This window comes from Vibrio sp. JCM 18905 (assembly GCF_055393305.1).
In genome coordinates this window covers 92,577-114,382 of the sequence record NZ_AP043880.1, presented here as the reverse complement: position 1 = coordinate 114,382, position 21,806 = coordinate 92,577, and the positions used below count along the sequence as shown (strand labels likewise).

The window sequence follows — 21,806 nt, the reverse complement described above, 5'->3', positions numbered from 1 at the left end:
AATGTTAATTACAAAACTAACTCTAAACAACTTTCGAGTGTTCCGTGGCGTACATGAAATCGACTTGCGCCCTGCTCCTGCTCGTCTGAGTAAAAATGGCCCTATTGAAGGAACCGAACGACCAATTATTCTGTTTGGTGGCCTTAACGGTGCTGGTAAAACGTCGATCCTAACCGCTGTACGTTTAGCTCTATTTGGGCGTCAATCTTTTAGCCAAGTCCTTTCCAATGGCGAATATGTTGAAGCTCTATCTGAGCTTATTCACAAGGGTGTAGGTCATGGTGGTGTGCAAGATAACGCATCGATTGAGCTTGAGTTTAAATACAGCCAAAACGGCGAAGAAAACACTTATAAAGTGATTCGCGGCTGGAAACGCGGTAAGAAAGATAGCCTGTGTCTTGAGAAAGATGGCATCCAAATACCAGAGCTCAACTACGAGCAGTGTCAGGGCTTCCTTAATGAACTGATCCCAACAGGCATTGCTGACCTGTTCTTCTTCGACGGCGAGAAAATCGCAGAGCTTGCGGAAGATGAGTCAGGCACGGTGCTAAAGACCGCAGTCCGTCGACTATTGGGCCTAGATGTTATCGCAAAGCTCAAGAGTGACTTAAATATATTCTTGAAGAAACAAGGTTCTAGCGCACTAAGCCAATCTTTAAAAGAGGAAATGGATTCTCTTGATGAGCAACGTATCAGCCACGAGCGCAATGCAGAGAAACTTCGTGGTGAAGCGGACATCGTTGATGCACAAATTGAGCTCGTATCACGTGATATCCTTAGCCTAGAGAATAAGCTATCTCAAAACGGCGGCGCTTGGGCTAAAACTCGAGAAGATGAGCAACAAAAAGTAGATAGCTTGCTTAAAGAGAAAGTAGAGCTTGAAAAGCAAATCCGCATGGAGATGGAGACAAGTCTTCCATTCGCACTAGCACCTAATGCAATGCAGCGCCTTCAAACTCAGATCAAGCAAGAACAACAGATTAAGAAGAAACAGAACTTTGGCAATGAACTGGACTCATTCTTAGAAACACTACGTTCAAAGTACCCAAGTTTTGATACCGAGATGGCTCAAAGTGCGATTGCTGATAGCTTTAAAGCACACGTGGGTGAATTTGATTCTGCTGAGCTGCTTTTAGATATCTCCGACCGTCAAGCGAATACGATTGACTATCAACTCTCAAATCTGGCTCGAGAATCTTTTTCACGTTTCGATGAAGCACGAGTGCGTCTTCAAAAAGTCGAAGAAGAGATCGACAACGCTTCAAACAATATCGCGCGAGCTCCTGAGCAAGAGCAGGTGCAAGAGCTTTTTGCGGACGTGCGCGCATTAGATAAGAAAAAAGAAAAGCTGATTATCGAATACCATGCTTTGCTTGAAGAAGCAAAACGCGAATTGCGCCAAGCACTAGAAACAGCCCGTCAAATTCAGAAGCTACACGATAAGAATAAAGATCAATCCAATAAAGATCAGAGTATTAGCAATGCCCAAAACTCAATCTTACTGCTAGAGAAATTTGGCGAACAGTTAACTAAAGCTCGCGTCAATCAGTTAGAAAACGAGTTCGTTCAGTCCTACAAAAAGCTTGCTCGTAAGGAAGATTTACAGCTCACAGCTTCAATCAACCCAGCAACATTCGATGTTGAGTTAGTTGATGAACACGGTATTAAGATCAACCGTAAGGCGATGTCTGCTGGTGAGAAGCAAATCTACGCGATCTCGATTCTAGAGGCTCTTGGCCGTACATCTGGTCGTAAACTGCCCATCATCATTGACACTCCGCTAGGCAGATTAGACTCACATCACCGTGACAAACTGGTAGAGAACTACTTCCCTACCGCTAGCCATCAAGTTGTGATTTTATCTACCGATACAGAGATCGATAGAAACTACACCAGCCTTATCCAAGACGATATTGCTCGTACTTATGAGATCTGTTTCGACGGTACAACTAAGTCTTCAACCTTGAAGGAAGGTTACTTCTGGAGAGAAACAACTAAGGAGGCTGTGTAATGCTACCTAATCGTATGAACCTGACTCGTACTACTGAAGAGCAGCTTAAAAAGTTGAAGGGATATACTGGCATCACTCCAAACGTATCAGCTCGCATCGCTTTCTTCCGTTCTATTGAAAGTGACTTTAGATACCAAGGCCAAGAAGCTAAATTGGATGGCTCACTTGTACTAGATAAGTACACGTGGCTAGGTGAAACTGGTGATGTGACGGAACTTATACTGAAAATGTACTACCCAGGGCTTGATAGTAAAGAGTATCAACAAGCTTGGGCTGCGCATATTGAAGATGGAATAGCTAGTATTAGAAACTTTAAATCTTGCAGCGAGATATCAAGAGCCATTTAGATATACACCCTAAATTATCCCCTGAAAGTGTCATTTAAGACACTTACAGGGGTTGTAAATAGAGATTATGCTTTATTTAAAAGCAGCCGCCCTAATTATCTCTTCATCCAAACCTTCAGGTTTAATTAGAGCTAACCTGAGTCTAAACACATCCAGCAACCTTTTTTTAGTCGCTGTTCTTGGACTAAAGTATTCAGAGTCAAGATTTATATCTTGAAAGCAAGCCAATAATTCATCAAAATCCAACTCTGAGTTAAGCGTGACCTTTCCCTTAAGTAATAACTCTTTTAATAGTGAAAACTGCGCCGCCACACGGCTTTGTTGCGTAATTCAGACGAGAAACCAAACCTCCTAAAGTTGAGCGACTTTTATACAATATACTGAGTTTCAGGCATACCAAGCCCTGTAAGTTTGTTCAGTGCTTTGATCATGGCGTAAGTCTCGCCAACCTGAGCGTTGTAATTTCTTAGACTTAATTTCCCACCTAGCAACTGTTTTACTCGGTACATTGCGGTCTCTGACAGAGAGCGCTTATGATAGCCATACCGCTTTTTCCACTTCTTGTTGGAGCCGTAGAGCTTCTGGCAACCTACCGCTAAGTTACGAGGGTGCCCTTGTTCCCAGAAGGCTGCTCCTTCTCTTGGCGGGATGAGCGGAACAGCTCGCTTGATCCGTATGGCATCATGGCAATTCCTTGTGTCATAAGCGCCATCGCCTGATATCTCAATGATTTTACGACGTGTTTGCTTGAGTAAGTTGGGGAGCACTTCGGCATCAGTGACGTTAGATAAGCTCAGCTCTGCTGCGACTATTTCGTGGGTGCTTGTATCTACCGCGATATGCAGCTTACGCCAGACTCTTCGCTTCCCATCAGTTCCATGCTTCTTGACCTTCCATTCACCTTCGCCATAAACCTTGAGGCCAGTGGCATCAATGGCCAGATGTTGTATTGCTCCTCTGGTTTTGGTTTTAAATGAAACTTCAACTTCCTTAGCTCGGCGGCTTATACAGGTGTAGTGCGGGCAAACAAGCGGGATGTTAGCCAGCTTAAATACGGAGTCTAGAAAACCTTGTAGCGCTCTCAAGGGCATAGAGAAAACGCGTTTCACCATCAGTGCAGTAGTAATGGCTAAGTCGCTGAATCGGCGAGGTCTACCACGCTTGCCTTGTTTGTTTTGCTTCCACTCAGCTATCGCTTCCTCATCAATCCAAAAGGTCAGAGAACCACGGTTGATTAAGGATTTATTGTACTGCTTCCAGTTAGTTGTTTTGTAACGAGGTTTAGGCATGAGGCTACGACGATTGATGGGCGTAGCCGCTCAGATCGTAGTTTCTTGATTTAGTTCCATCGAATTACGCAACAAAGCCCTTTCTCATCGATGTAGGAGCTGATCATTTCCGCTTGCTCCAATACAAAACTGTTACTTTGAGCCATAATACTCTTAGTCAAAGAGGTTTTTGCTCGTAGTAAGAGGCGAAATTGGCCAATGCAACGGAGATTGCAACCAGTAAGATAACGGACAATAATAAGGTCCTTTTAATGCCATGTTTTTCATTATTTTTTCCATCTCAGATGGTGATTTATGGCAGTACTAACTGGGTATTTTTTATATTAGGAGAGTTTTATATCCAATGGAAATGACCTAAATCATTTTCTTGGAAAAAGAGAAGCACTCACATTATCTGAGTGCTTAGCTTCTCACGACATCTAGTGAATTTTTATAACCAACAATGGAGAGAAAATGAGTAGCGATAACGGTGGTGTTCCCCACCCTAGTGGCAAAGCAAACCCAATCGATACAGATTATACCGTTGGTCAGGACAACGTCGTTCTTTCCGCCGGTCCGTTTGGCCTGGACATTCATAACCGGGTTTTCGCCGTCTCAGGCTTAGCGATTGTCATCTTTGTATTTGCAACCCTAATCTTTCGCGAACAAGTCGAACCCCTGTTTCTTCACTTAAGATCTTGGCTCACCTCAAGTCTTGATTGGTTCTTCTTGTTATCAGGTAACATTTTTGTTGTCGTCTGTCTCGGACTGGCCATATCACCGTTAGGCCGGGTCAGAATCGGCGGTACCGATGCCACTCCGGATTATTCCTATTCAGGATGGCTGGCGATGTTATTTGCGGCCGGCATGGGGATTGGCCTGGTCTTCTTTGGCGTTTCTGAACCCATGACCCATTTCACTACCGCGCTGGGCGGCACCACACTGGAAAATGGTGTGCGTACCGACTGGGCACCACTGGGTGGTGCGATGGGTGATACCGAAGCCGCACGTTCGCTCGGTATGGCAGCGACGATTTACCATTGGGCACTTCACCCTTGGGCAATATACGCATTGCTGGCTCTGGGACTGGCTATTTTCTCGTTCAACAAAGGGTTACCACTGACTATGCGTTCAGTGTTCTATCCGCTGTTTGGCGAACGAGTCTGGGGCTGGACTGGTCATATCATCGATATTCTGGCAATTGTGGCGACGGTCTTCGGTCTGGCGACATCTCTGGGCTACGGCGCGTCTCAGGCTGCGACCGGGTTAAACTTCCTGTTTGATATCCCATTGACTGACACCACGCAAATTATTCTGATCATTGTGATCACTGCATTTGCACTGCTGTCTGTACTGGCTGGCCTTGATGGCGGCGTAAAACGCCTGTCAGAAATGAACATGCTGCTGGCTGCACTGCTGCTGTTTTTCGTGGTAGTCATCGGTCCGACAGCCGCGATTCTGCTCGGATTTTTCGATAATATCGGTGCTTATCTGACCAACTTCCCTGCACTGTCGATGCCATTTGGCCGTGAAGATGTGAACTATTCTCAAGGCTGGACATCGTTCTACTGGGCGTGGTGGATTTCATGGTCACCATTCGTCGGTATGTTCATTGCTCGTGTATCACGTGGCCGAACCGTACGCGAGTTTATCGTCTGTGTGCTGATTGTTCCGTCAACCGTGTGTGTGTTCTGGATGACGGCGTTCGGTGGTACCGCGATCAGTCAATACGTCAACGATGGTTATAAAGCCGTGATGGACGCAGACCTGCCATTGAAACTGTTCGAAATGCTTGAAGTTATGCCTCTGCATGAAATTACATCATTCATCGGTATCGTACTGGTCGTTGTGTTCTTTATCACATCATCGGATTCAGGTTCGCTGGTTATCGATACCATTGCTGCCGGCGGTAAAGTGGATGCACCGACACCACAGCGCGTGTTCTGGTGTACCTTCGAAGGCTTAGTAGCGATAGCATTGCTGCTGGGTGGTGGTTTGGCTGCGGCGCAGGCGATGGCGGTAACAACCGGCTTCCCGTTCACTATCGTCTTGTTGATAGCGACAATATCGCTGATTAAAGGCCTGATGAGTGAACCGCGGGTTAAGAAAGCCAAATAACGGTTTACTTTAAAAGACAATGGGCAGGCTCCGTGTCCGAGTTTGTGTAACGGAGCCACTCATTGACAAAGTGACTATTCAGTCTCTCGTCATCAATATGTAAACACATTTCAGGACGAGACACTGATACGAAAAAGCCTCGCAGTGATAACTGCGAGGCTTTTTTATGTAGCATTAAACGCTAATGGCTGAGCATCAGGCCTTGTTCTGACCCAGCAATTCCTGCGCTTGAGGCTGAGTCATCGTAATGTGCAGATCACGTTGCGGGAACGGAATGGTCATACCCGCTTCCTCAATCTTACCTTTCACCTGACGCTGAATGCTCCAGTAGGTTTCCCAGTATTTATCCGTGGTACACCAGGCGCGTAGTTGCAGATTCACTGAGCTGTCCGCCAGCATCTGAACCATCACCTGCGGTTTCGGATCCAGCATGACTGCTTCATGGCTGAGCGCTAAATCCTGAAGCACTTTCAGGCCGGTTTCAATTGAATCCTCGTAAGAGATACCTACCACGATTTCCATACGACGACGGCCGTTACGGCTGAAGTTACGAATGGTTGCGTTCCAGACGGTGCGATTCGGGCTGGAAATATACAGGCCGTCACCGGTTTCAAATACTGAGGTGAACAAACCAATATCTTTTACCGTACCGCTGTAACCGGCAAACTCAACGAATTCACCTTTTTTTATCGGTTTCAGGAACAAAATCATAATCCCCGCAGCAATATTGCTCAGGGTATCTTTTAATGCCAGGCCAATCGCCAAACCGGCCGCACCGACTAAGGCAACCAAACTGGTGGTATTGACACCAAACAGGTCGAGAATAATGACCAGAGCGAGAATGTAGACAATATAACCACCGACTTTAGACATCAGAGACGCGACAATCTCATCACCATTGCTCACTTTCATAATGGCTTTCTGAATACCGGCACGCATCAGTTTTGATGCGATAGAAGCAATCACTAAAATAAGCAGGGTTAAAATTGAGTTCTGGATGATATCCAGAATCAACGCCTGATGTGTCTCGTAAAAGCTGACGAGTAACTCCATTTTTATCTCCGTAACGGGTTATGGATGTTGTAAAACGGTACCCGGATATCTCAACCAGGCACCAGCATTAAGCAGCGCTAACCAACACTGCCTTGAATCAAGTAAATGTTATAACTTAAATAACACAGAACGAACACTCCCCCTTCCAGGCGGGAAATAGTTTTTGCTTTACCAATTTTTACCGCAGTGAAGAGCAGCAAGGCCGTACAGAACAGGACCGATGACCAGTCACGCCAGAAAATTTCCGCTCCAACATCGGAAATCGGCTCAATGGCACCGGCAATACCGACCACGGCCAGCGAATTAAACATGTTTGAGCCTACCACGTTACCGACAGCCAAGTCATGCTCACCTTTACGCGCTGCCGCAAGCGATGCCGCCAGTTCCGGCAATGAAGTCCCCAGAGCGACAATCGTCAGTTCACTGACACCCAGTTCCTGAGCAATATTGACCGCTCCCCACACTAAAATGCGAGAGCTCGCGACCAGCAACACCAAACCGGTAACGAGCCAGAAAATAGCGCGGGATAAGGTCATAGATTGCGGCATCACCTGTTGTTCTACTTCAGGCGGTAGCTGGCTTTTCCGTGGCATTCGTTCACTGGATGAGCAACAACAGAAGTTTATTACGCGTGTTCCAATGACCATTAAATCAGCCAAAGAGGCCTTAATGAACCTTGAGCCAGAGCAGCTGAGCCATATCGGCAATGGCTACTCGGGTTGTTGGGTTGACGCTGATTATGGCTCGGTATCTCAGAAGTGGCTGTTGATTCATAGTGAACAAGCAACCAAGCGAGAACAGGTAACGTTTTATAAGAACTTAGACAAAAATATCACCAAAGAGCTGAAAGCGCTGGGACAACTAAAGAAAAAGCAGTTTGCTTGCGCAGTGGATGCCGAGCAAGCAATGAGCGACTTCGCCAACCAGTGTCATTTGCTTGGCTTCGCGCAATCAACCATCGTTAAAGAGCCAATTTATTCAGGTCGTGGTCGGCCGAAGAAAGATGAAAAGCCGACGGGATACCACTATTTGATAGATGCTACGCCTTATACCGATCTAGAAAAGGTGAAACTGGCCAAGCTTAAAGTAGGTATGTTTATTCTCGCCACCAACGATACTGACAACACCGACCTAACAATGGTTGCATTGCTTGAACATTACAAGTCTCAGCAAAAGGTCGAACGCGGCTTTCGCTTTTTGAAAAGCCCTGAGTTCTTAACATCATCAATTTTCCTGAAGAAACCTCAGCGAATCGAGGCACTACTGATGATCATGACGCTGAGCCTACTCGTCTACGCAAGCTTAGAGCACAAAATCCGAGAGAGTCTCACTAAGACCGAGGAATTCTTTCCTAGCATGGTAAAGAACAAGACGACAACTAAACCGACGGCACGTTGGGTATTCTTAAAATTCGAAGGTATCGACACACTCGAATTTGGCGGCCAAAGCTTCATAACGGGTGTTCAAGAGCATCAGACTCGGCTGCTTAAGCTTCTTGGTGTTCTGTATGAAGCAGTTTATTCCTAAATTGGCTGCGGAATCTCGGTTATAGACAAAACAAAATCGACTCATCAATTATTCACCTTTAAACACTTCACTCACATGCCATTCAACCATGCTGTCAGCTGGATAATGATATGACTCTCTAGGTAAACGAATAGCCTTACCATCAAAATCCCAAATTAACCTTTCCACCAACTCTCCACCTGTAACAGCAGGAGAAACGTTGACTTTGAAATGGCTATCTAAGGTTATAGCTCCACGATCAAATGCTTTATGGTGAATGCTGCAAAGCGCAATACCATTTGAAATATCACAGGGACCAAAATACTGCTTCCATTTTATGTGAGCAGCTTCAACACCAACAGTGACGTTATCCATCGCTAAATCAAAACCACATACTGCACACTTATAGTTGTATGCGCGAAGCACTTTCCTACGAAACTCTGGGTCTCTCGACTTGGTCGAGGTGTTCACCTCAAAGCCAAATCGCACAAACAGCTCTTCTTGCAGAGTCTCAGGGAAATTATCCTGAATGATCTTTGATGCAATATCATCAATAAGCTTTGGGTTTGCGAGAATTGTCCGAAATGACTCTTCATCAAACCCTGCCATCACATTGTATTTAATCAGCTCAGATTTCTTGGGGTCAGTGTTACTCTTCCTTGGAATGCACTCTTCACCGTTGATGAGCTCCCAGAAGGGCTCTTTTTCATTGGCTAAACGCCAAAATGGGTACTCAGGATGATAGGCCTTCCTGGTTGGGCCGTATTGCACCAGCAAGTCTCTGACTTGCTGGTCTACCTCATCCTCAAACCGAAAGAGACGCTGATGCCCCTGCTTGTACTCAGACAGTGCATATAACAACATCAAAGGCTTATGAGGGGCCCTTTGGTCCCCTCGCCGCCAGCGCGAAATTAACTGAATTTTTTCAGAAAGCTCCATCGACTTACCTCGTTTCAAGCTTCAGGGCGGTTCTGGCGGGATGACATGGAAGAAACCTTCACTTTCTTCACACTCATCTTCAGCTGCCCTTTGTCCAAATGGTAACCAACTGATAAACATTGCCCTTTTGATAGGTCCCCGAGTTGCTTTTCCCACTCAGCCTGCTTTGTTCCTGGCATGCTCAGTTCAAGAATTTTCGCGTACGTCTTTGTCTCTGTTTTAGCTGGAGCAAAAAACAGCTTGTGAGACGCTTGGAACAAGCGATCTTGCTCATCTTTGCGTAGCATACTTAGCGTTTGAGTCGCCAGAATCAGAGATACCCCAAACTTGCGCCCTTCCGTGAGCATTTTTCCTAACGGGCTCTCAAGACGATGATCAAGGTTTTGCACTTCATCTAACACGATAGGTAGCGGGTTTTCCTTACTACCGTAACTACATGCGTAGGAGTATAGATCCCAAAGCAAAAACTCAGTACAAAGCATTGAAATATCGTGGTTAAGCGACGCGAGCTGCATGATTGTTGAACTATGTTCTTTACTCTCAAACACCTCACTCCAACTTTTATCACTGTCAGATGAGAAGAGATTGGACTTAACGAGAGGTGCAAGTTTACTGGCTAGCGCGGGACCTGCGGTTTCTTCTTCGTTTAAATCATCCAGCATGTTCTGCAAGCTGTAAGCACTGCCATACCGCTGGACACCAAACTCAATCACTTCATTAAGCACTGCGATCTGTCGCTCGCCAATTGTTGAATAAACCTTGTTGAACACAGAGGCGACGCGTCCCGCTACTGTATGAGGCTTTTCTTCGATTAAAATCCCGCCAAAATCCTGAGTTTGAGCTCTGAATGGCGACATGCCGAATGGCTCATTACAGAGGATGTTAGACTTAGGGTTCAATCTTTCAATGAACTCCGGCTCAAGGTGATTCGGCAAGAAGCCGTTTGTATAATCAATCACCAGCGATCGAATTTGAGCATCGGCCAAGCTCATTAACAAACCTTGGATACAGTAGGTTTTACCCTGCCCTGAGCTACCAAAAATGATCAGGTGGCGGTTTGCTAGATCTTTATGCCCGTACTCCCAGAACACTTTTTCGCCGGTAAGTGTATTCTGACCAATCTCCACTCGGCATTCGCTCGCATAATCTGGGGTTGACTCTGCAGCTAACTTTGACGGAACCTCAGTTTGGAGGTTCGGTTTTAAATTCTCTGGCTTGTCGACCATAACGTCTAATGGGACGAGTGACTCTTCTTTTTTCAACGCTGTCTGCTCCACCAACATATACTCAGCTGGCACATGGCAGATCTGCGCGATGTCCTTTTCATTCATTAGCACTTGAAGCGGGTGTTGCACCAGTGAAGGCAGCAAAGATATCGGAAGGTCAACCTTCAACACGCCATCTTGCATGTTGTAGCCAGGCTCGAAGCAGCTTCCGCTTTCAAGATGGCTAACCACTAGACCTGCCGGGTAGTTCTCAAGCTCTGCGATTGTGTAGTTGCCGCGCAGCCACTCTTCTTTCTCTGCAAGCAGGGCTTCGAAATAGTCATTGCTGAATACGTTGTAGAGACGGTATTTGTCGATTTGCATCAACACCTGGCGGATAAACAAGCCTCGGTATAGCTTCGACGCCAGTGTCTCGTCGCTCAAAAGCTCTGTTAGATAGCGGCGAAGCTCATTCGCTTGCTGTACTGCTTTTTTGTAGTCTGGCGTGGAGCCAGCTTTCACTTCGACAGGAAGCAGATAAAGGTTGCCCTCTTTAAAGCCCACCAGCAATACATCATCTGAAATCGCGCCTTTTTTATATCCCTGCACATTGCGTGAGAAATCACTGTCCGTCATTTTCAGGCCGATGTTGCCTGATACGCGGATCATCTCACCGACAGATAGCGGCACCCAGGTGATATCAGATTTATGCACAAGACAGGTCGCAAACTTATAGGCACCGATAATGCCAGTGCGCTCTTTGCGAATGGTGTCGTTGCAGGTCATCATCTTCAGCAGCCAATCACCGTTAAAGGCATTGAACTCGTTGATTTGACCACCGCCACTTTGCGCCACCACCCTTTCGAACAATCCGCGCTGTGCGGTTACCGTAATGGCATCGTAACTGGCAGAGCTGGTGTACTGATCGGAATAATGGATAAGCACAACATCTTGATTGGCGTGGAAGAAGTCCAGCGTCACCTTAGGGTCGATGATGGTGGTCCAAATCGAGCTGTCATAAGAGCGATCTAGCAGCGATTTAAAGTCTTCATTGACCGCAAGCGCGGGAGCATTGGCACCCGTGTATTGCGTGCTTGGCTTTAATGCTGGCTCCATTAACGAACCAACATACTTCGCCATTTCCAGGTGCGGTTGGTTACGGTATTGAACGTTTTGCAAACCAAATGCAGTGAAGTACGATCCTTCATCACTTTTGGAGGCGTCGCCCGTTAGCAGGCCATCACACGCAATACCGCTCGGCATGTCGTCAACGCTCAAGGTCGTTAACTTCACGTTGTCGTTGTTTCTGAAAAATGACAGGTGCGAGTAAGCTTGCCCTTCGCGTTCGCTATGGGCATTGGTGAACTTGCTGTAAGTAAGGCGGGTACGAAGAATGTCGATAATGGTGTCGGCGTTTTCACGCACTTTTCCGCGGTCCAGCTCCAGCCAAGACTTTAACTCTTCGTAGTTCGACGTTTCTGCAAACTGATCAAAGGCGTTGAAAACCAAGGCATCATCGTACAGGTTGATATGGATTGACGCCGCTTTATCCAGGTTGTCTTTTACATAGTCGACCAAACCGAGGAATAGCTCTTCTGCACTCTCTTGATTGACTGCATTCACCAGCACACTCTTCTCTGAGCCGGTAAACAAGTGGCGAAACGCTTTCTGGAACTCGTTGATCTTCTCTTTAACTAGCTTGCGAACGAACTTCAGACAGCTTTTCTGGTGAGGGACGCTTTTTACCCAAAACCCGTTTTCAGTCACTTGCTGGTTGTAGGCAAACTCATGCTTTGGATGATAAACATACGGAAGCAATCCACTTGGCCCCAAGCGATTGAACGTAACTGTTGGCAAGTCAGCAAAGCTGTCATCTTTTTGCATTTCATTGCAAAGGTTTAAGTAGTACGCCAGCACCAGCGGGTGAAAAGGCGAGTAGTATTCTTCGCCATTCTCGCGAACCAAACCGATTTGCATCACAAACTTTTGCTCTTTGGTTAGCATGCCGCCAACTTTGATCGCATTAAAATAATCAAGGAATGCATCCACGGTCGCTTTCACGAGTGCGGTAAATTGAGGCCCCCACGACACTAGCGAAATCGTTGTCCTTCGGCTTGCTAGATAGTCAAACAGTGCTTGGTATGCAGAGTGGAGATTGTCATCAATAGACCTTAACTCTTCCAACGATATGCTGTTGGATTCAGCCAGATAGACTTGCTTTTGCTGAACGAAACGTTCTTCCCAACGAAGTAAGCTAATGCGCGGCTCCATAACGCGAAATTCGCTATTATCAATCGCGACAACATCTTTACTCGGGTAAAGCTCGCCAAACACGTCATCATCAAACAACTTATGGAAGCGCGATTGGTTAAGCAGCAGTGGGAAGGACAAGCTGCTTTCTACCGTCTCACCCTCTATGCGAAATGCCAGTGTGTTATCACCTGATTTCACCACAAAACCGATATCTTCTGACTCGTTAGCCAAAGATTCAAAATCGACAACACCAAATTCTGCGCGGTCAACCACTTCACCAACATCATCTAGGCTTCGGCTTACAGTTAACGCAGGGTTGATAACCAGGCTGTTATCTTCTGTTTTCAAGGTAAGGCGTTTTTTCGAAGGCTCAACGACGAAAATGTTTTTAAATGCCTCGAAGTCAAACTCGCCTTTTCTGACGACCAAGCAACGGAAGTTATGATTTTCAGAGGTATTGTCACGCTTCAATGCTAGCGTGAAAAACAGAGGCTCATTGGCATAACTGGCCGCTAGAGTGGCGTTTGCTCCTTTACTGGTTAGGCGCGTACTGATGATCTCTTGCTTGCCTAGTGCATTCGCTGGCGAGACTTTAAACTGCTCTTTGCTTAAATCACTGGTGCCAGAAAAGCTCAGTTTAAGTTCAAACTCACTTTGTCCTTCCTCGAGGGCAATGATCAGGTGACGGTCACGCAAGCCCGCTTTGGTTTCTTTTGGGTAGCGACCAATTACTTGCGCATCATTGGTCTCTTCTTCACCTTCATGCTTAAGGTGCTGAATCTTGTTCTTTTTGATCTCTTCTCGATAAGTTTCAAACTCCACATCTTTCCAACCATCGTCAGAAAAATGTTCTTTGATAAACTTGCTGCTAAAGCCTTTCAGTCTTTCTTCGAGTTGCTGACCAAAGTGCTCGACTTCAAACGACAACTCTTGGTAAAGCGCGCGGTTCTCTTCCAGCCGTTGTTTGATCTGCTTTCGATTACCAGATAGCTCCGCGACAAAAGGATCATCGAACATCCCGAGTTCGCTAAAACAAAGCTCGCCATCTTCGACCGCTTTGTACAGCGATTCGAAGCCAAACATGGTAGCGCCATCTTCTAGGATCGCGTCAAACTGGTCATCCAGCAGGCAAAGTGATACATCTCGGGATTTGTCAGTTTGTTCAATAAAACCGCTAAGTGCGACTTTGATGTTCTCAGGGCTCCAAACTTGCCCAGGCTGCCCCAAGTCTTCCGCTGAGTTGATAAGGGTATCAAGGCGGCTGTTGTGAATGACCACCAGCGCACAGCCCTTCAGAGCACCTTCTTGGCTTGCGATTTCATCACGCAGGTGAGAAATATAGTTCTCGGTAAACCCGCTTTCTCCGTCTTCTTCGCCATGAAGCACAGGAACCACTTTGCAGCCTTGGACGCTCACGTAGCTCAACGCCACCTTGTTACTAACTATAATCTCACCGTCCTTACGACGGAGTAACGCATCAAACAAACGCTGGCTGTTACCGTGATCAGGTGAGTTAAACTGGTAGCGATAGCCTGCGCGTATGTTTCCTTCCGCATGCAGTAAAAACTGCTCAACCAGAAACGATTCAAATTGTTTTGCGCACATACACTGCATCTCCACTATCACTCATGCGTTCAACGTTACCAATTCGTTCATAGAACTTGATAAGCTCTTGCTCTGTCTGCTTATCAACAAATATTCCCCTATCCTGAAAGCCGAGAACTAGCTCATGGAAGCGGAGCTTCTCTTCTTTGCCCACCACCAGGTTGGTCAGCAAAATAATATGGTCCTGCGTAAGGACAAGCACTCGGCCTGAGCGACCGCGGGCTTGCACAAAGTCAGCGGCCATATTCTTCTCAACCTCAGTCATGTACTTTTTGATAATGGCTGGTCGGTCTGTTTTCGGGTCCCGGAACTGCTCTTCTGCTAGCTTTAACGCGTATTCCAGCCAATCAATGGCCGTTACTGCGTCCCTGGGAATATCAGTGTCCAGTTTGCGGTTGGCTCGGAACATCAGCGCATAGTTTTTAATTTGATCAGCCAGGTCGCTTCTTTGCGAGTTTTCGATATCTCTCGCCAGCTGCCATAAAGGCTTCTTCGTTTCGTCCGGATTGGGCTGGATGTTTTCCAACATAGAAAGGACAGGAAACAGCTTGAAAGAAGACTCACTAAAGAGCTTGTAGCCGTGCTTTTTCACATGAATTCGCTCACCGCTGGCGCGTTCATGATCCATGATGAAATAGAGCGGTTTTGCTTTGGGGGCTTCACCGGTTTTCCAATCAGATAGCGATAGACTGAGCTGAGCCGTGTAAGCAAACCCGTAAAATGCCAAGAATTGTTCAAACTCATCCAGCAGGTATTTGGGATACGTGGTTAAAAATTCGAGATCACGTTTAAATGCCTCGGCCATGTATGGCAAATAGGGCGCTTCCGAAGCACGTAGTGATTTGTCGGTATCTGGTTTGGTTTTGGAACGCAGGGTTTCTAACAGCTCTTGTTCGATGAAGTTCAAGTTGGCATCAAACTGCTCAATTTGTCGACCATTTAACAGGTTGATAAAGAGAGATGCCACACGTAGATCGCCTGCTTTGCACTCACTTTTCTGACTCTTAAACAACAAAAATTCTGGGCTTACCGAGAAGATGTCTCGGTTGGCAAAATACATATCTTCCAGTACTTCCCAAAAATCTTCCTCGCCCAGTTTGCTTTGTAAGTTGGCTTTACAATCCGCTGCGAAATCTAGGTAGGTATACTTTTCGATTTTTTTACGAAGTAATCCGCGAAGCACCAACCCCACAACAGAAGACCAATCAAAGTCGTTGCCTTTGGTTCGAATGGGGATGTAACTGTTCAAGATGTTCTTGTTTTGGAACTTGTCGGCAGCAGTTTGTGGCAAACCAGTCTTTATCGGTAATGTAAAATTATCGGTCGTCATTAGCGCATACCACTCACTTCAAAATAGTCACTTTCTTCTTTCACGATTTTGTAGCGCTTATCACCCTTCAGGATAAACAAGGTCTCTTTTTGCTTAGCGACTGTCAGCATCTGCTCCAGTGCTTCATCAAGTAAAAGCACTGCATTTTTGTCATGCTTGTTAGGGCGGTACCCTTGACCAATTTTCACGAGCAGCTCTAGCAGCCTGACACTAATCGGCATTGGCTTAAGCGACTTATCACCGACTTTCAAATACGCATTGAAGGTGCCTATTTTTTCGAGTACGTTGTTTTGTATTGCTGAAAAATCTGGCTTAACTTCAAGAGACACCGCCGTTTTGTAGCCATTAAGCTCAGAGACTAAATACTCGTCTTTATCGAGTGTTGGTGCATGTCGGTTGCAATAGCGGTGAAGCGCTGAGATCAGGGTTTCCTTATAGAAACTACCAAGCTCTTTACGCATCTTTCCTGAACCATCGAAATCACGATGTAACATCCAAACAGATGCATAGGTTTCTACCAGATTGTTTGTAAACTCGTTTTGGATAGGCGTTACAAACTCATTGCTTAGCTCGTTGTCACCCCGAAGCAAATAGAAAAGGCGAAGGAAAGACGTTGCTTCGGTTAACTCGTAAAAACCAAGCTCGTTAATTTTTGACCTAAATGCACTGAACCGCTCATCTTCAATGCCCAGCCCATGCTGAAGCACAAACTCATCGACTTTACGCGTGTGCAGATTACTTGGGTCAAAACCCTGAATGCGGGATAGCAGCTCGTTATCGCTGCCTGAAAACAAGTTGTCGAACAAGTAGCCATCAGCTGCAAGCAACTGGAAAGTGAAATCCAGTAACGCTCGAGCCGTGAGGAACTGATCTTTGATAAGGCGAGCTTTGAGTAGTAATCCAATCAGGGATTCCTGAACTGCTGGCCGACTCAGCAGCGCATAATTAGCGGTCAGGCGATTATGTCCTCCAGATTTACGCTCATTGTCGTAAAGCACATAAAACGGGTTATCAAGCGTCTGCGCAGTCAGTCTTTTCAGAAACTGCTCAGCAAAGTCTGATGCACTACCCTCTGCATCGAAGGTGAATTTTGGATAGTCTTCAAAATCCAAGAACACGTACTGCTCTGGAATTTTCGAAAGCTTGCGGGAGAGAAAGTCTCTAACCACCTTTTTGATGTCGCTATGTTCTTCAGAGCCTTCTTCTGCGTAGTTACCCAACATACCCACATTGATACCCACAACGAGTGGTTTGTTGCTTTGCTTGAACTCGGAGAAACGCTGATCGAGAGCTTGAATGGCAGTCTGACTCGGATTAAAGCTGTGCGTTGCATCCAAATGGAAGTCATGAGTCACTTTGTTTCTTTGGCTGTACTGCGTCAAGATCTCGGATTTGCCATCACCACTACTTCCGCATAGGAAGATGATTTGATTGGGCTTGGCCGATAAGAGAGCTTTCTTAAAATCCGCTTCTATATCTGTCTTGATGTAGATGTAGCGCTTGTATTCAGCAAGGTGGTCTTGATTCTGCTCTCTCTCAGTACTGACCGCATACGGTGAAGACTTTGAGAGAATGCTGAGAGCTTGTGCAAATTTCAACGGTCATTATTCCTTCAAATAATCAATAGGTTACATATTACTAAAAAATGCACTGTATTACTGTGATTTCAATACGAATATAGAGTGCCATGATAATGGACAAAAGCCGATGAAATGCTATCTAAGGATAGCTTTTCAATCTATTTTTTCATGTACCACTTATCTTTACTTACCGAAAAGCAACCCAAAAGCACTCTTGCTCACAGCACTCCACGTGCAGCCCCATGGGCTTTCACATGTGAAAGTTGCCAGGAGCATCAACAATAAATCCTTCCAACATCCCACAATAATTGGATTACTACTCCTCAAATCCCAGAACAAACAAAAATCTTAAGCCATATCCCACAAATACCGGACTGTGAGTATCAGCATCCCAACAACCATCATTAACCAGTCATGGATTATTAGCTTCGACCTCCCACAAAGATAGAGATTTGGAAAGCAACAGGTCAGCTCCCAGGAAAGGAATCTCTTCTATTGCTGCTTTAGCTGCTGGGATATGGGGCAAATATCTAACGCCCAAAATGGGCAACTTCGCGTGTTATAGCTAAAGGACGTCTGGGTTACGGTAATTGGTGACGAACAAGCAAAACCAAGGAGTAACGTAACGATGTTAGATGAGAACAGCGCAGCTTATCGCTGGCATAAAATGGCACAGCAGTGCAAACCAACCGAAGAGAAGCAAGCTTTCGAGCTAGCACTTTCACAATCACTCAATGCTCTGGCACAAGTCGAGCATTTTACTGATCAAGAGCCTTATTTGCTGGAGTTTTTAGCAAGTTGCTACGCCAACAACTTCTGGCGAATCCACCGTTCTTATAAAGACACAAACCCCGGTCATTTCGCCTGTCGAGTCCGCAACCGTGACAACGCGTTCGAGGCCGCATGGCACCATAACTGGTACATGAGTGAGAATCAAATGGCGCAGCGACACAATAAAAAGCACCGTGTTCGCTCGACACATATCCGCAAAGGAAAAGGCTTTCGCTACCCACCAAGCCGCTTTTCAAAAGCTAACGCTGAATGGGAATCCGACCTTATAGAGTACACCGAAGATGCCTTCGCCCTTATACGAGAAGTGCGGCATGAAATCCTATCCATCAAGAAGAAGGCCCAAACCTGTACAAAACGACTTCACAAGCTACATAAACACTTCAAAAAAATGGAGATGCAACATGACTAAAAAACCTGCCGTTGGCATCACAAACTATTACGGAGAGCTAGACCTGTCAGACTTTGATATTGCACTGCCAGAACAATCACCACAGCCAGAATTAATAAAAGATTTACCTCTATTTGTCGCCGATGAATCGAAGATACTAATGGTTGCGGCCAAAGACCTTGAAGCTCGATTGGAAAAGCTGTGCAAAGCTCTGACAGCTGAGTACAAAGTGAAATATCCAATACGCTACAAATTCAAAGTCAAAAAATCAAAAGGCTTACCAAAGATCACATGGTATCGCCTTATTCTTCATCGCTACCCAGACGAAGAGCTCGAAGAAAAAGAAGTATCGAACGGTGTATTGAGACGTTTTTCATACGCAATGCCCTGGGAGATCCCGCTGTATTTGCATTTGCTCGATGAGTTAGAAAAGCTGGATCAACGTGTCATCCGTATAAGCACACTGACCGAAGCCATTAAAGAACTCACTAAAGCCACCAAGAAATACAACACTTAATGTATTTGCTTGCTCCACATCGCTTGGTGTGGAGCTTTGTCGCTTGGGCTTGCATTTTCAAAATAGATGGTAAAATTAAGGAAGTAGAGGCTTAGGAATACTAAGCTAAAGAGAAACAAAAATAATGGAGGTTTTATGGAACTTTGGATTTGGCTGGGTGGTTTATTACTGACAGTCGCCGCAGTCGGTGGAGTATTTTGGTATTCCGGACGAGAGCGATAACTTTATTGCTGGTCGATGTTATCGAGCTCCAGCCTGAGCTGCTCAATAAGCGCCTGCTTTTTAGTTTCACTGAGCTTTTCAATCAAACATGCCAGTTCTGCTGAGCTGTCGGAATCTGAAAAGAAATACGCAACAGGCACACCGAGCTCCTGAGCAAGCTTTTGTAGCGTACCGATATCGGGCATATGACGCCCTTTTTCATAATGATTCATACGGCCACTCGCTGAACCTGGGTCCATACCCAAACGGATACCAAGCTCCCTCTGGCTGATACCAACGCGATTTCTTGCCTGTTTAAGGCGCTGTGGAAATGGGTTTGTTTTAGACAAGTGAGAATCATCATCAACCTACGATGCTTAGATTTTCTAAGTTTTAATTATACCTGTATACTTAGGAAAACTAAGCACAAGATGGAGACTAAGATGAAAACACTAAAAAAGTTCGCACTATTTTGCGTTTTTTGTCTTGGTGCGTTAGTGACTGTATATCAAAGCTGGGGTGTGATGTTGATGGTATTCCCAAGCGTTATTTGGCTACATAAGCCTCTGGATGTTATCCACAAAAATAAGTACATCGCGTTGTTATTTTGGTTTGTACTCTTTTATATAAACTGGCTATTCGCTAGTGCCGCCGCCCTCACCTATTTCTTCATTCATGTCTGGCATTTGCACCAACAGAACATTCCGCTCAATGACTCGTCTTACGTTAAGCGAGCGCCTCGACGCATCAACCCAAGCACTGGTTTGTTGATGAAGAACAGGCACTTTGACATGACAGGTGAAGCTTATGGCTGGAAGATTGATTGATACGGGTAGGTGATGATCACTTTCGCTCCCACTGGGAAGGATCGTAATAACAAAATGATCCACGATCCATAGCAAAGCCTCCGATCAACAACTGGTGAGTTTAAAGATCAAAAGATATCTCCTGCTTATCCACAATGTGTCTATTTGGTGATCACCCGATAAATAACTGCAAAATCAAATTGTTTTGAAAAGGAAATTTCTCATGAAACCGAAGGCTAGGTCCACTCTATTATCGTTACTCATTTTGCTCACTGGATGCGCCTCTACATCAACTCCGATCCAATATGACAACAGCCATAGCCGTGCTCATAACATTGCTCATGCAGGTGGGCTCTACCAAACAGAAGACAAAGTCATTCCAATGAAAGATTTTGAGGCATTTAAGCTCGCGAAAGCTGCCGTAGGAAATACATTGTTGCTCACGCCTTCAGTAGGCGCGGGACTTGAGTTAAGTGAAGGACTAAGCCTTGGTTTGCTAACGTCATTGCTGGAACAACCTGATACCGCTTCACGAAACAGCATTATTGCTTGGATGCCTATACAAGAAGCGACATCCGCTCGAGACGCACAGCAAAAATTGCTCTACCACTTCAACGCAGCCATCGAAACCGTGCTTCAAGAACAATCTATTAACTATGAGCGCACGAATGGCAATTCAGAACAAAAGATAGAGTTCTACTTCCATAGTGCAGACTACCAATGTCCAAAATACCAAGCTGGTATGACAAACCAGGACCTATGCTATATCACCGCAGAAGTTTTCGAACCGAGAAGAACGATGTCACCATCTTTCGTCAACGATGGACAGGAAAGTTTTGCATTTGAATCCAACCATCACGTCTACTACCAGAGATTTAGAATTTCGCCAGGCAAGAATAGTGACATCCCTTCTGATGCACTTTATGCTGCTATTAGTAATAAGTTGCCCGATTGGATCTTCATTTATATAGCAAAAGGGAAGATTCACTTTGGTAAGGAAACGATCATCGCACCTTACCTGCTAGAGAGTGGAAAACCTCTCTTGTTTGTCGTTTCTGAAGAGAAAGATAGTGAAAGCTGATCCGGTTTCCCACCATTCCCACTTTTCCCATCCTGATCTATGATGGAAGTCATCTTGGGAAGTAAGAATTTGACCATAAATTGCAATTTGGTCCCCAATCGGTCCCCAAGACGTCGCGCGAGGCCAGCTATTATGGGAAACTTCACTTTCTGTATCGGTAAGTAAATAATCGAACGCGCGGTGCTGAGCTTAACTCACACCGCGTTTCTTTTTGTACGGCAAGCCATCCATGAGCTTTAGCCGTCGCATTCAATAAGGAAGAAGTATGATCCACATTATTACAGGCAGCACGCTAGGTGGCGCAGAATACGTAGGGGATCACCTGAGTGATCTACTCAACGAGAATGGATTTGAAACAACGATCCACAATCAGCCATCTCTTGATGAGATCGAAAATCAAGGAACGTGGTTGGTGATCACCTCAACCCATGGGGCTGGTGAGTACCCTGATAATATTCAACCTTTTATCACGGCATTACAAAATACCCCGCCGAAAATGACCGACGTAAAGTTCGCAGTGATTGCGATTGGTGATTCAAGCTATGATACGTTCTGCGCCGCTGGTCAACACGCTTATGATTTACTAGAGGACATTGGTGCCACACCGCTCGCTGATTGTCTTAAGATTGATGTACTGAGCCATGCAGTACCCGAAGACGCCGCTGAGGCATGGTTAAAAGAGAATATCGAACGCTTTTAAGCTCCCCGCTTTCCCTTCAACAGAGTCGAAATTCGGCTCTGTTTTCCCCAATGTGAATAACTCCCGTCAAATTATTTTGTTTAACTGCTCAAAAACCAACCAAACG

The 21,806-nt window shown here is 45.6% G+C and carries 17 protein-coding genes and 1 pseudogene; 9 read left to right on the top strand and 9 right to left on the bottom strand.

Annotated features, from left to right (window positions below):
• The first annotated feature begins 1 nt into the window (after position 1).
• On the top strand, positions 2-2,011 hold the full coding sequence (gene dndD / locus ACZ5ZC_RS17165; RefSeq protein ID WP_005491632.1) for a DNA sulfur modification protein DndD: 2,010 nt from the start codon (positions 2-4) through the stop codon (positions 2,009-2,011).
• On the top strand, positions 2,011-2,358 hold the full coding sequence (gene dndE / locus ACZ5ZC_RS17160; RefSeq protein WP_005491668.1) for a DNA sulfur modification protein DndE: 348 nt from the start codon (positions 2,011-2,013) through the stop codon (positions 2,356-2,358). The genes dndD and dndE overlap by 1 nt, the downstream gene beginning before the upstream one ends.
• Before the next feature lie 72 nt (positions 2,359-2,430).
• Here dndE and ACZ5ZC_RS17155 read toward each other — a convergent pair whose 3' ends face one another.
• Positions 2,431-2,670 carry a hypothetical protein gene (locus ACZ5ZC_RS17155; RefSeq protein WP_025533780.1) on the bottom strand — a complete coding sequence of 80 codons (240 nt, stop codon included), beginning with the start codon at positions 2,668-2,670 and terminating at the stop codon, positions 2,431-2,433.
• Between the two features lie 56 nt (positions 2,671-2,726).
• Positions 2,727-3,647 carry an IS5-like element ISVa2 family transposase gene (locus ACZ5ZC_RS17150; RefSeq protein WP_010446562.1) on the bottom strand — a complete coding sequence of 307 codons (921 nt, stop codon included), beginning with the start codon at positions 3,645-3,647 and terminating at the stop codon, positions 2,727-2,729.
• A 453-nt stretch (positions 3,648-4,100) separates the two neighbouring features.
• Here ACZ5ZC_RS17150 and ACZ5ZC_RS17145 point away from each other — a divergent pair, with 453 nt between their 5' ends.
• Positions 4,101-5,744 carry a BCCT family transporter gene (locus ACZ5ZC_RS17145; RefSeq protein ID WP_005491666.1) on the top strand — a complete coding sequence of 548 codons (1,644 nt, stop codon included), beginning with the start codon at positions 4,101-4,103 and terminating at the stop codon, positions 5,742-5,744.
• Positions 5,745-5,939: 195 nt separating this feature from the next.
• On the opposite strand, the gene ACZ5ZC_RS17140 is transcribed toward ACZ5ZC_RS17145, so the two are convergent.
• The gene (locus tag ACZ5ZC_RS17140) at positions 5,940-6,797 is read right to left on the bottom strand and encodes a mechanosensitive ion channel family protein (protein WP_004729635.1); all 858 of its coding nucleotides are present in this window, start codon (positions 6,795-6,797) and stop codon (positions 5,940-5,942) included.
• Between the two features lie 77 nt (positions 6,798-6,874).
• Entirely contained in the window at positions 6,875-7,390 is a 516-nt protein-coding gene (locus ACZ5ZC_RS17135) for a sodium:calcium antiporter (protein ID WP_229651930.1), read from the bottom strand.
• Between ACZ5ZC_RS17135 and ACZ5ZC_RS17130 the strand changes: the two are divergent.
• A pseudogene (locus tag ACZ5ZC_RS17130) lies at positions 7,389-8,324 on the top strand (IS1634 family transposase); the annotation flags it as partial. The gene ACZ5ZC_RS17135 and the pseudogene ACZ5ZC_RS17130 sit on opposite strands and share 2 nt — an antisense overlap.
• 48 nt (positions 8,325-8,372) lie before the next feature.
• Here the strand turns inward: ACZ5ZC_RS17130 and ACZ5ZC_RS17125 are convergent.
• The 4 genes from ACZ5ZC_RS17125 to dptF are packed head-to-tail and all read right to left on the bottom strand — an operon-like array spanning position 8,373 to position 17,233.
• Positions 8,373-9,242, bottom strand: coding sequence for a phosphorothioated DNA-binding restriction endonuclease (locus tag ACZ5ZC_RS17125; protein WP_005491618.1), 870 nt, complete (start codon positions 9,240-9,242; stop codon positions 8,373-8,375).
• Between the two features lie 14 nt (positions 9,243-9,256).
• Positions 9,257-14,305, bottom strand: a complete 5,049-nt coding sequence (dptH, locus tag ACZ5ZC_RS17120) for a DNA phosphorothioation-dependent restriction protein DptH (protein ID WP_022591088.1) — start codon at positions 14,303-14,305, stop codon at positions 9,257-9,259.
• Entirely contained in the window at positions 14,286-15,635 is a 1,350-nt protein-coding gene (gene dptG, locus ACZ5ZC_RS17115; RefSeq protein ID WP_021454597.1) for a DNA phosphorothioation-dependent restriction protein DptG, read from the bottom strand. The genes dptH and dptG overlap by 20 nt, the downstream gene beginning before the upstream one ends.
• Positions 15,635-17,233, bottom strand: a complete 1,599-nt coding sequence (gene dptF / locus ACZ5ZC_RS17110; protein WP_005491605.1) for a DNA phosphorothioation-dependent restriction protein DptF — start codon at positions 17,231-17,233, stop codon at positions 15,635-15,637. Before dptF ends, dptG begins: the two co-directional genes overlap by 1 nt.
• 610 nt (positions 17,234-17,843) lie before the next feature.
• On the opposite strand from dptF, the gene mobI reads away from it, so the two are divergent.
• Positions 17,844-18,416: a conjugative transfer protein MobI(A/C) gene (mobI, locus tag ACZ5ZC_RS17105; RefSeq protein WP_005491607.1), complete on the top strand. Its 573-nt coding sequence runs from the start codon at positions 17,844-17,846 to the stop codon at positions 18,414-18,416.
• Complete coding sequence (locus ACZ5ZC_RS17100) at positions 18,409-18,912, top strand: hypothetical protein (protein WP_005491616.1); 504 nt, start codon at positions 18,409-18,411, stop codon at positions 18,910-18,912. Before mobI ends, ACZ5ZC_RS17100 begins: the two co-directional genes overlap by 8 nt.
• A 224-nt stretch (positions 18,913-19,136) precedes the next feature.
• On the opposite strand, the gene ACZ5ZC_RS17095 is transcribed toward ACZ5ZC_RS17100, so the two are convergent.
• Positions 19,137-19,463, bottom strand: a complete 327-nt coding sequence (locus tag ACZ5ZC_RS17095) for a helix-turn-helix domain-containing protein (RefSeq protein ID WP_079852334.1) — start codon at positions 19,461-19,463, stop codon at positions 19,137-19,139.
• A gap of 93 nt (positions 19,464-19,556) precedes the next feature.
• Between ACZ5ZC_RS17095 and ACZ5ZC_RS17090 the strand changes: the two genes are divergently transcribed.
• The 3 genes from ACZ5ZC_RS17090 (at position 19,557) to mioC (ending at position 21,700) form a co-directional block, all read left to right on the top strand.
• On the top strand, positions 19,557-19,940 hold the full coding sequence (locus ACZ5ZC_RS17090; RefSeq protein WP_025533981.1) for a hypothetical protein: 384 nt from the start codon (positions 19,557-19,559) through the stop codon (positions 19,938-19,940).
• A gap of 202 nt (positions 19,941-20,142) precedes the next feature.
• Positions 20,143-21,000 carry a hypothetical protein gene (locus tag ACZ5ZC_RS17085; RefSeq protein WP_005491622.1) on the top strand — a complete coding sequence of 286 codons (858 nt, stop codon included), beginning with the start codon at positions 20,143-20,145 and terminating at the stop codon, positions 20,998-21,000.
• 265 nt (positions 21,001-21,265) lie between these two features.
• Entirely contained in the window at positions 21,266-21,700 is a 435-nt protein-coding gene (gene mioC, locus ACZ5ZC_RS17080) for an FMN-binding protein MioC (RefSeq protein ID WP_134648231.1), read from the top strand.
• Positions 21,701-21,806 lie beyond the last annotated feature (106 nt).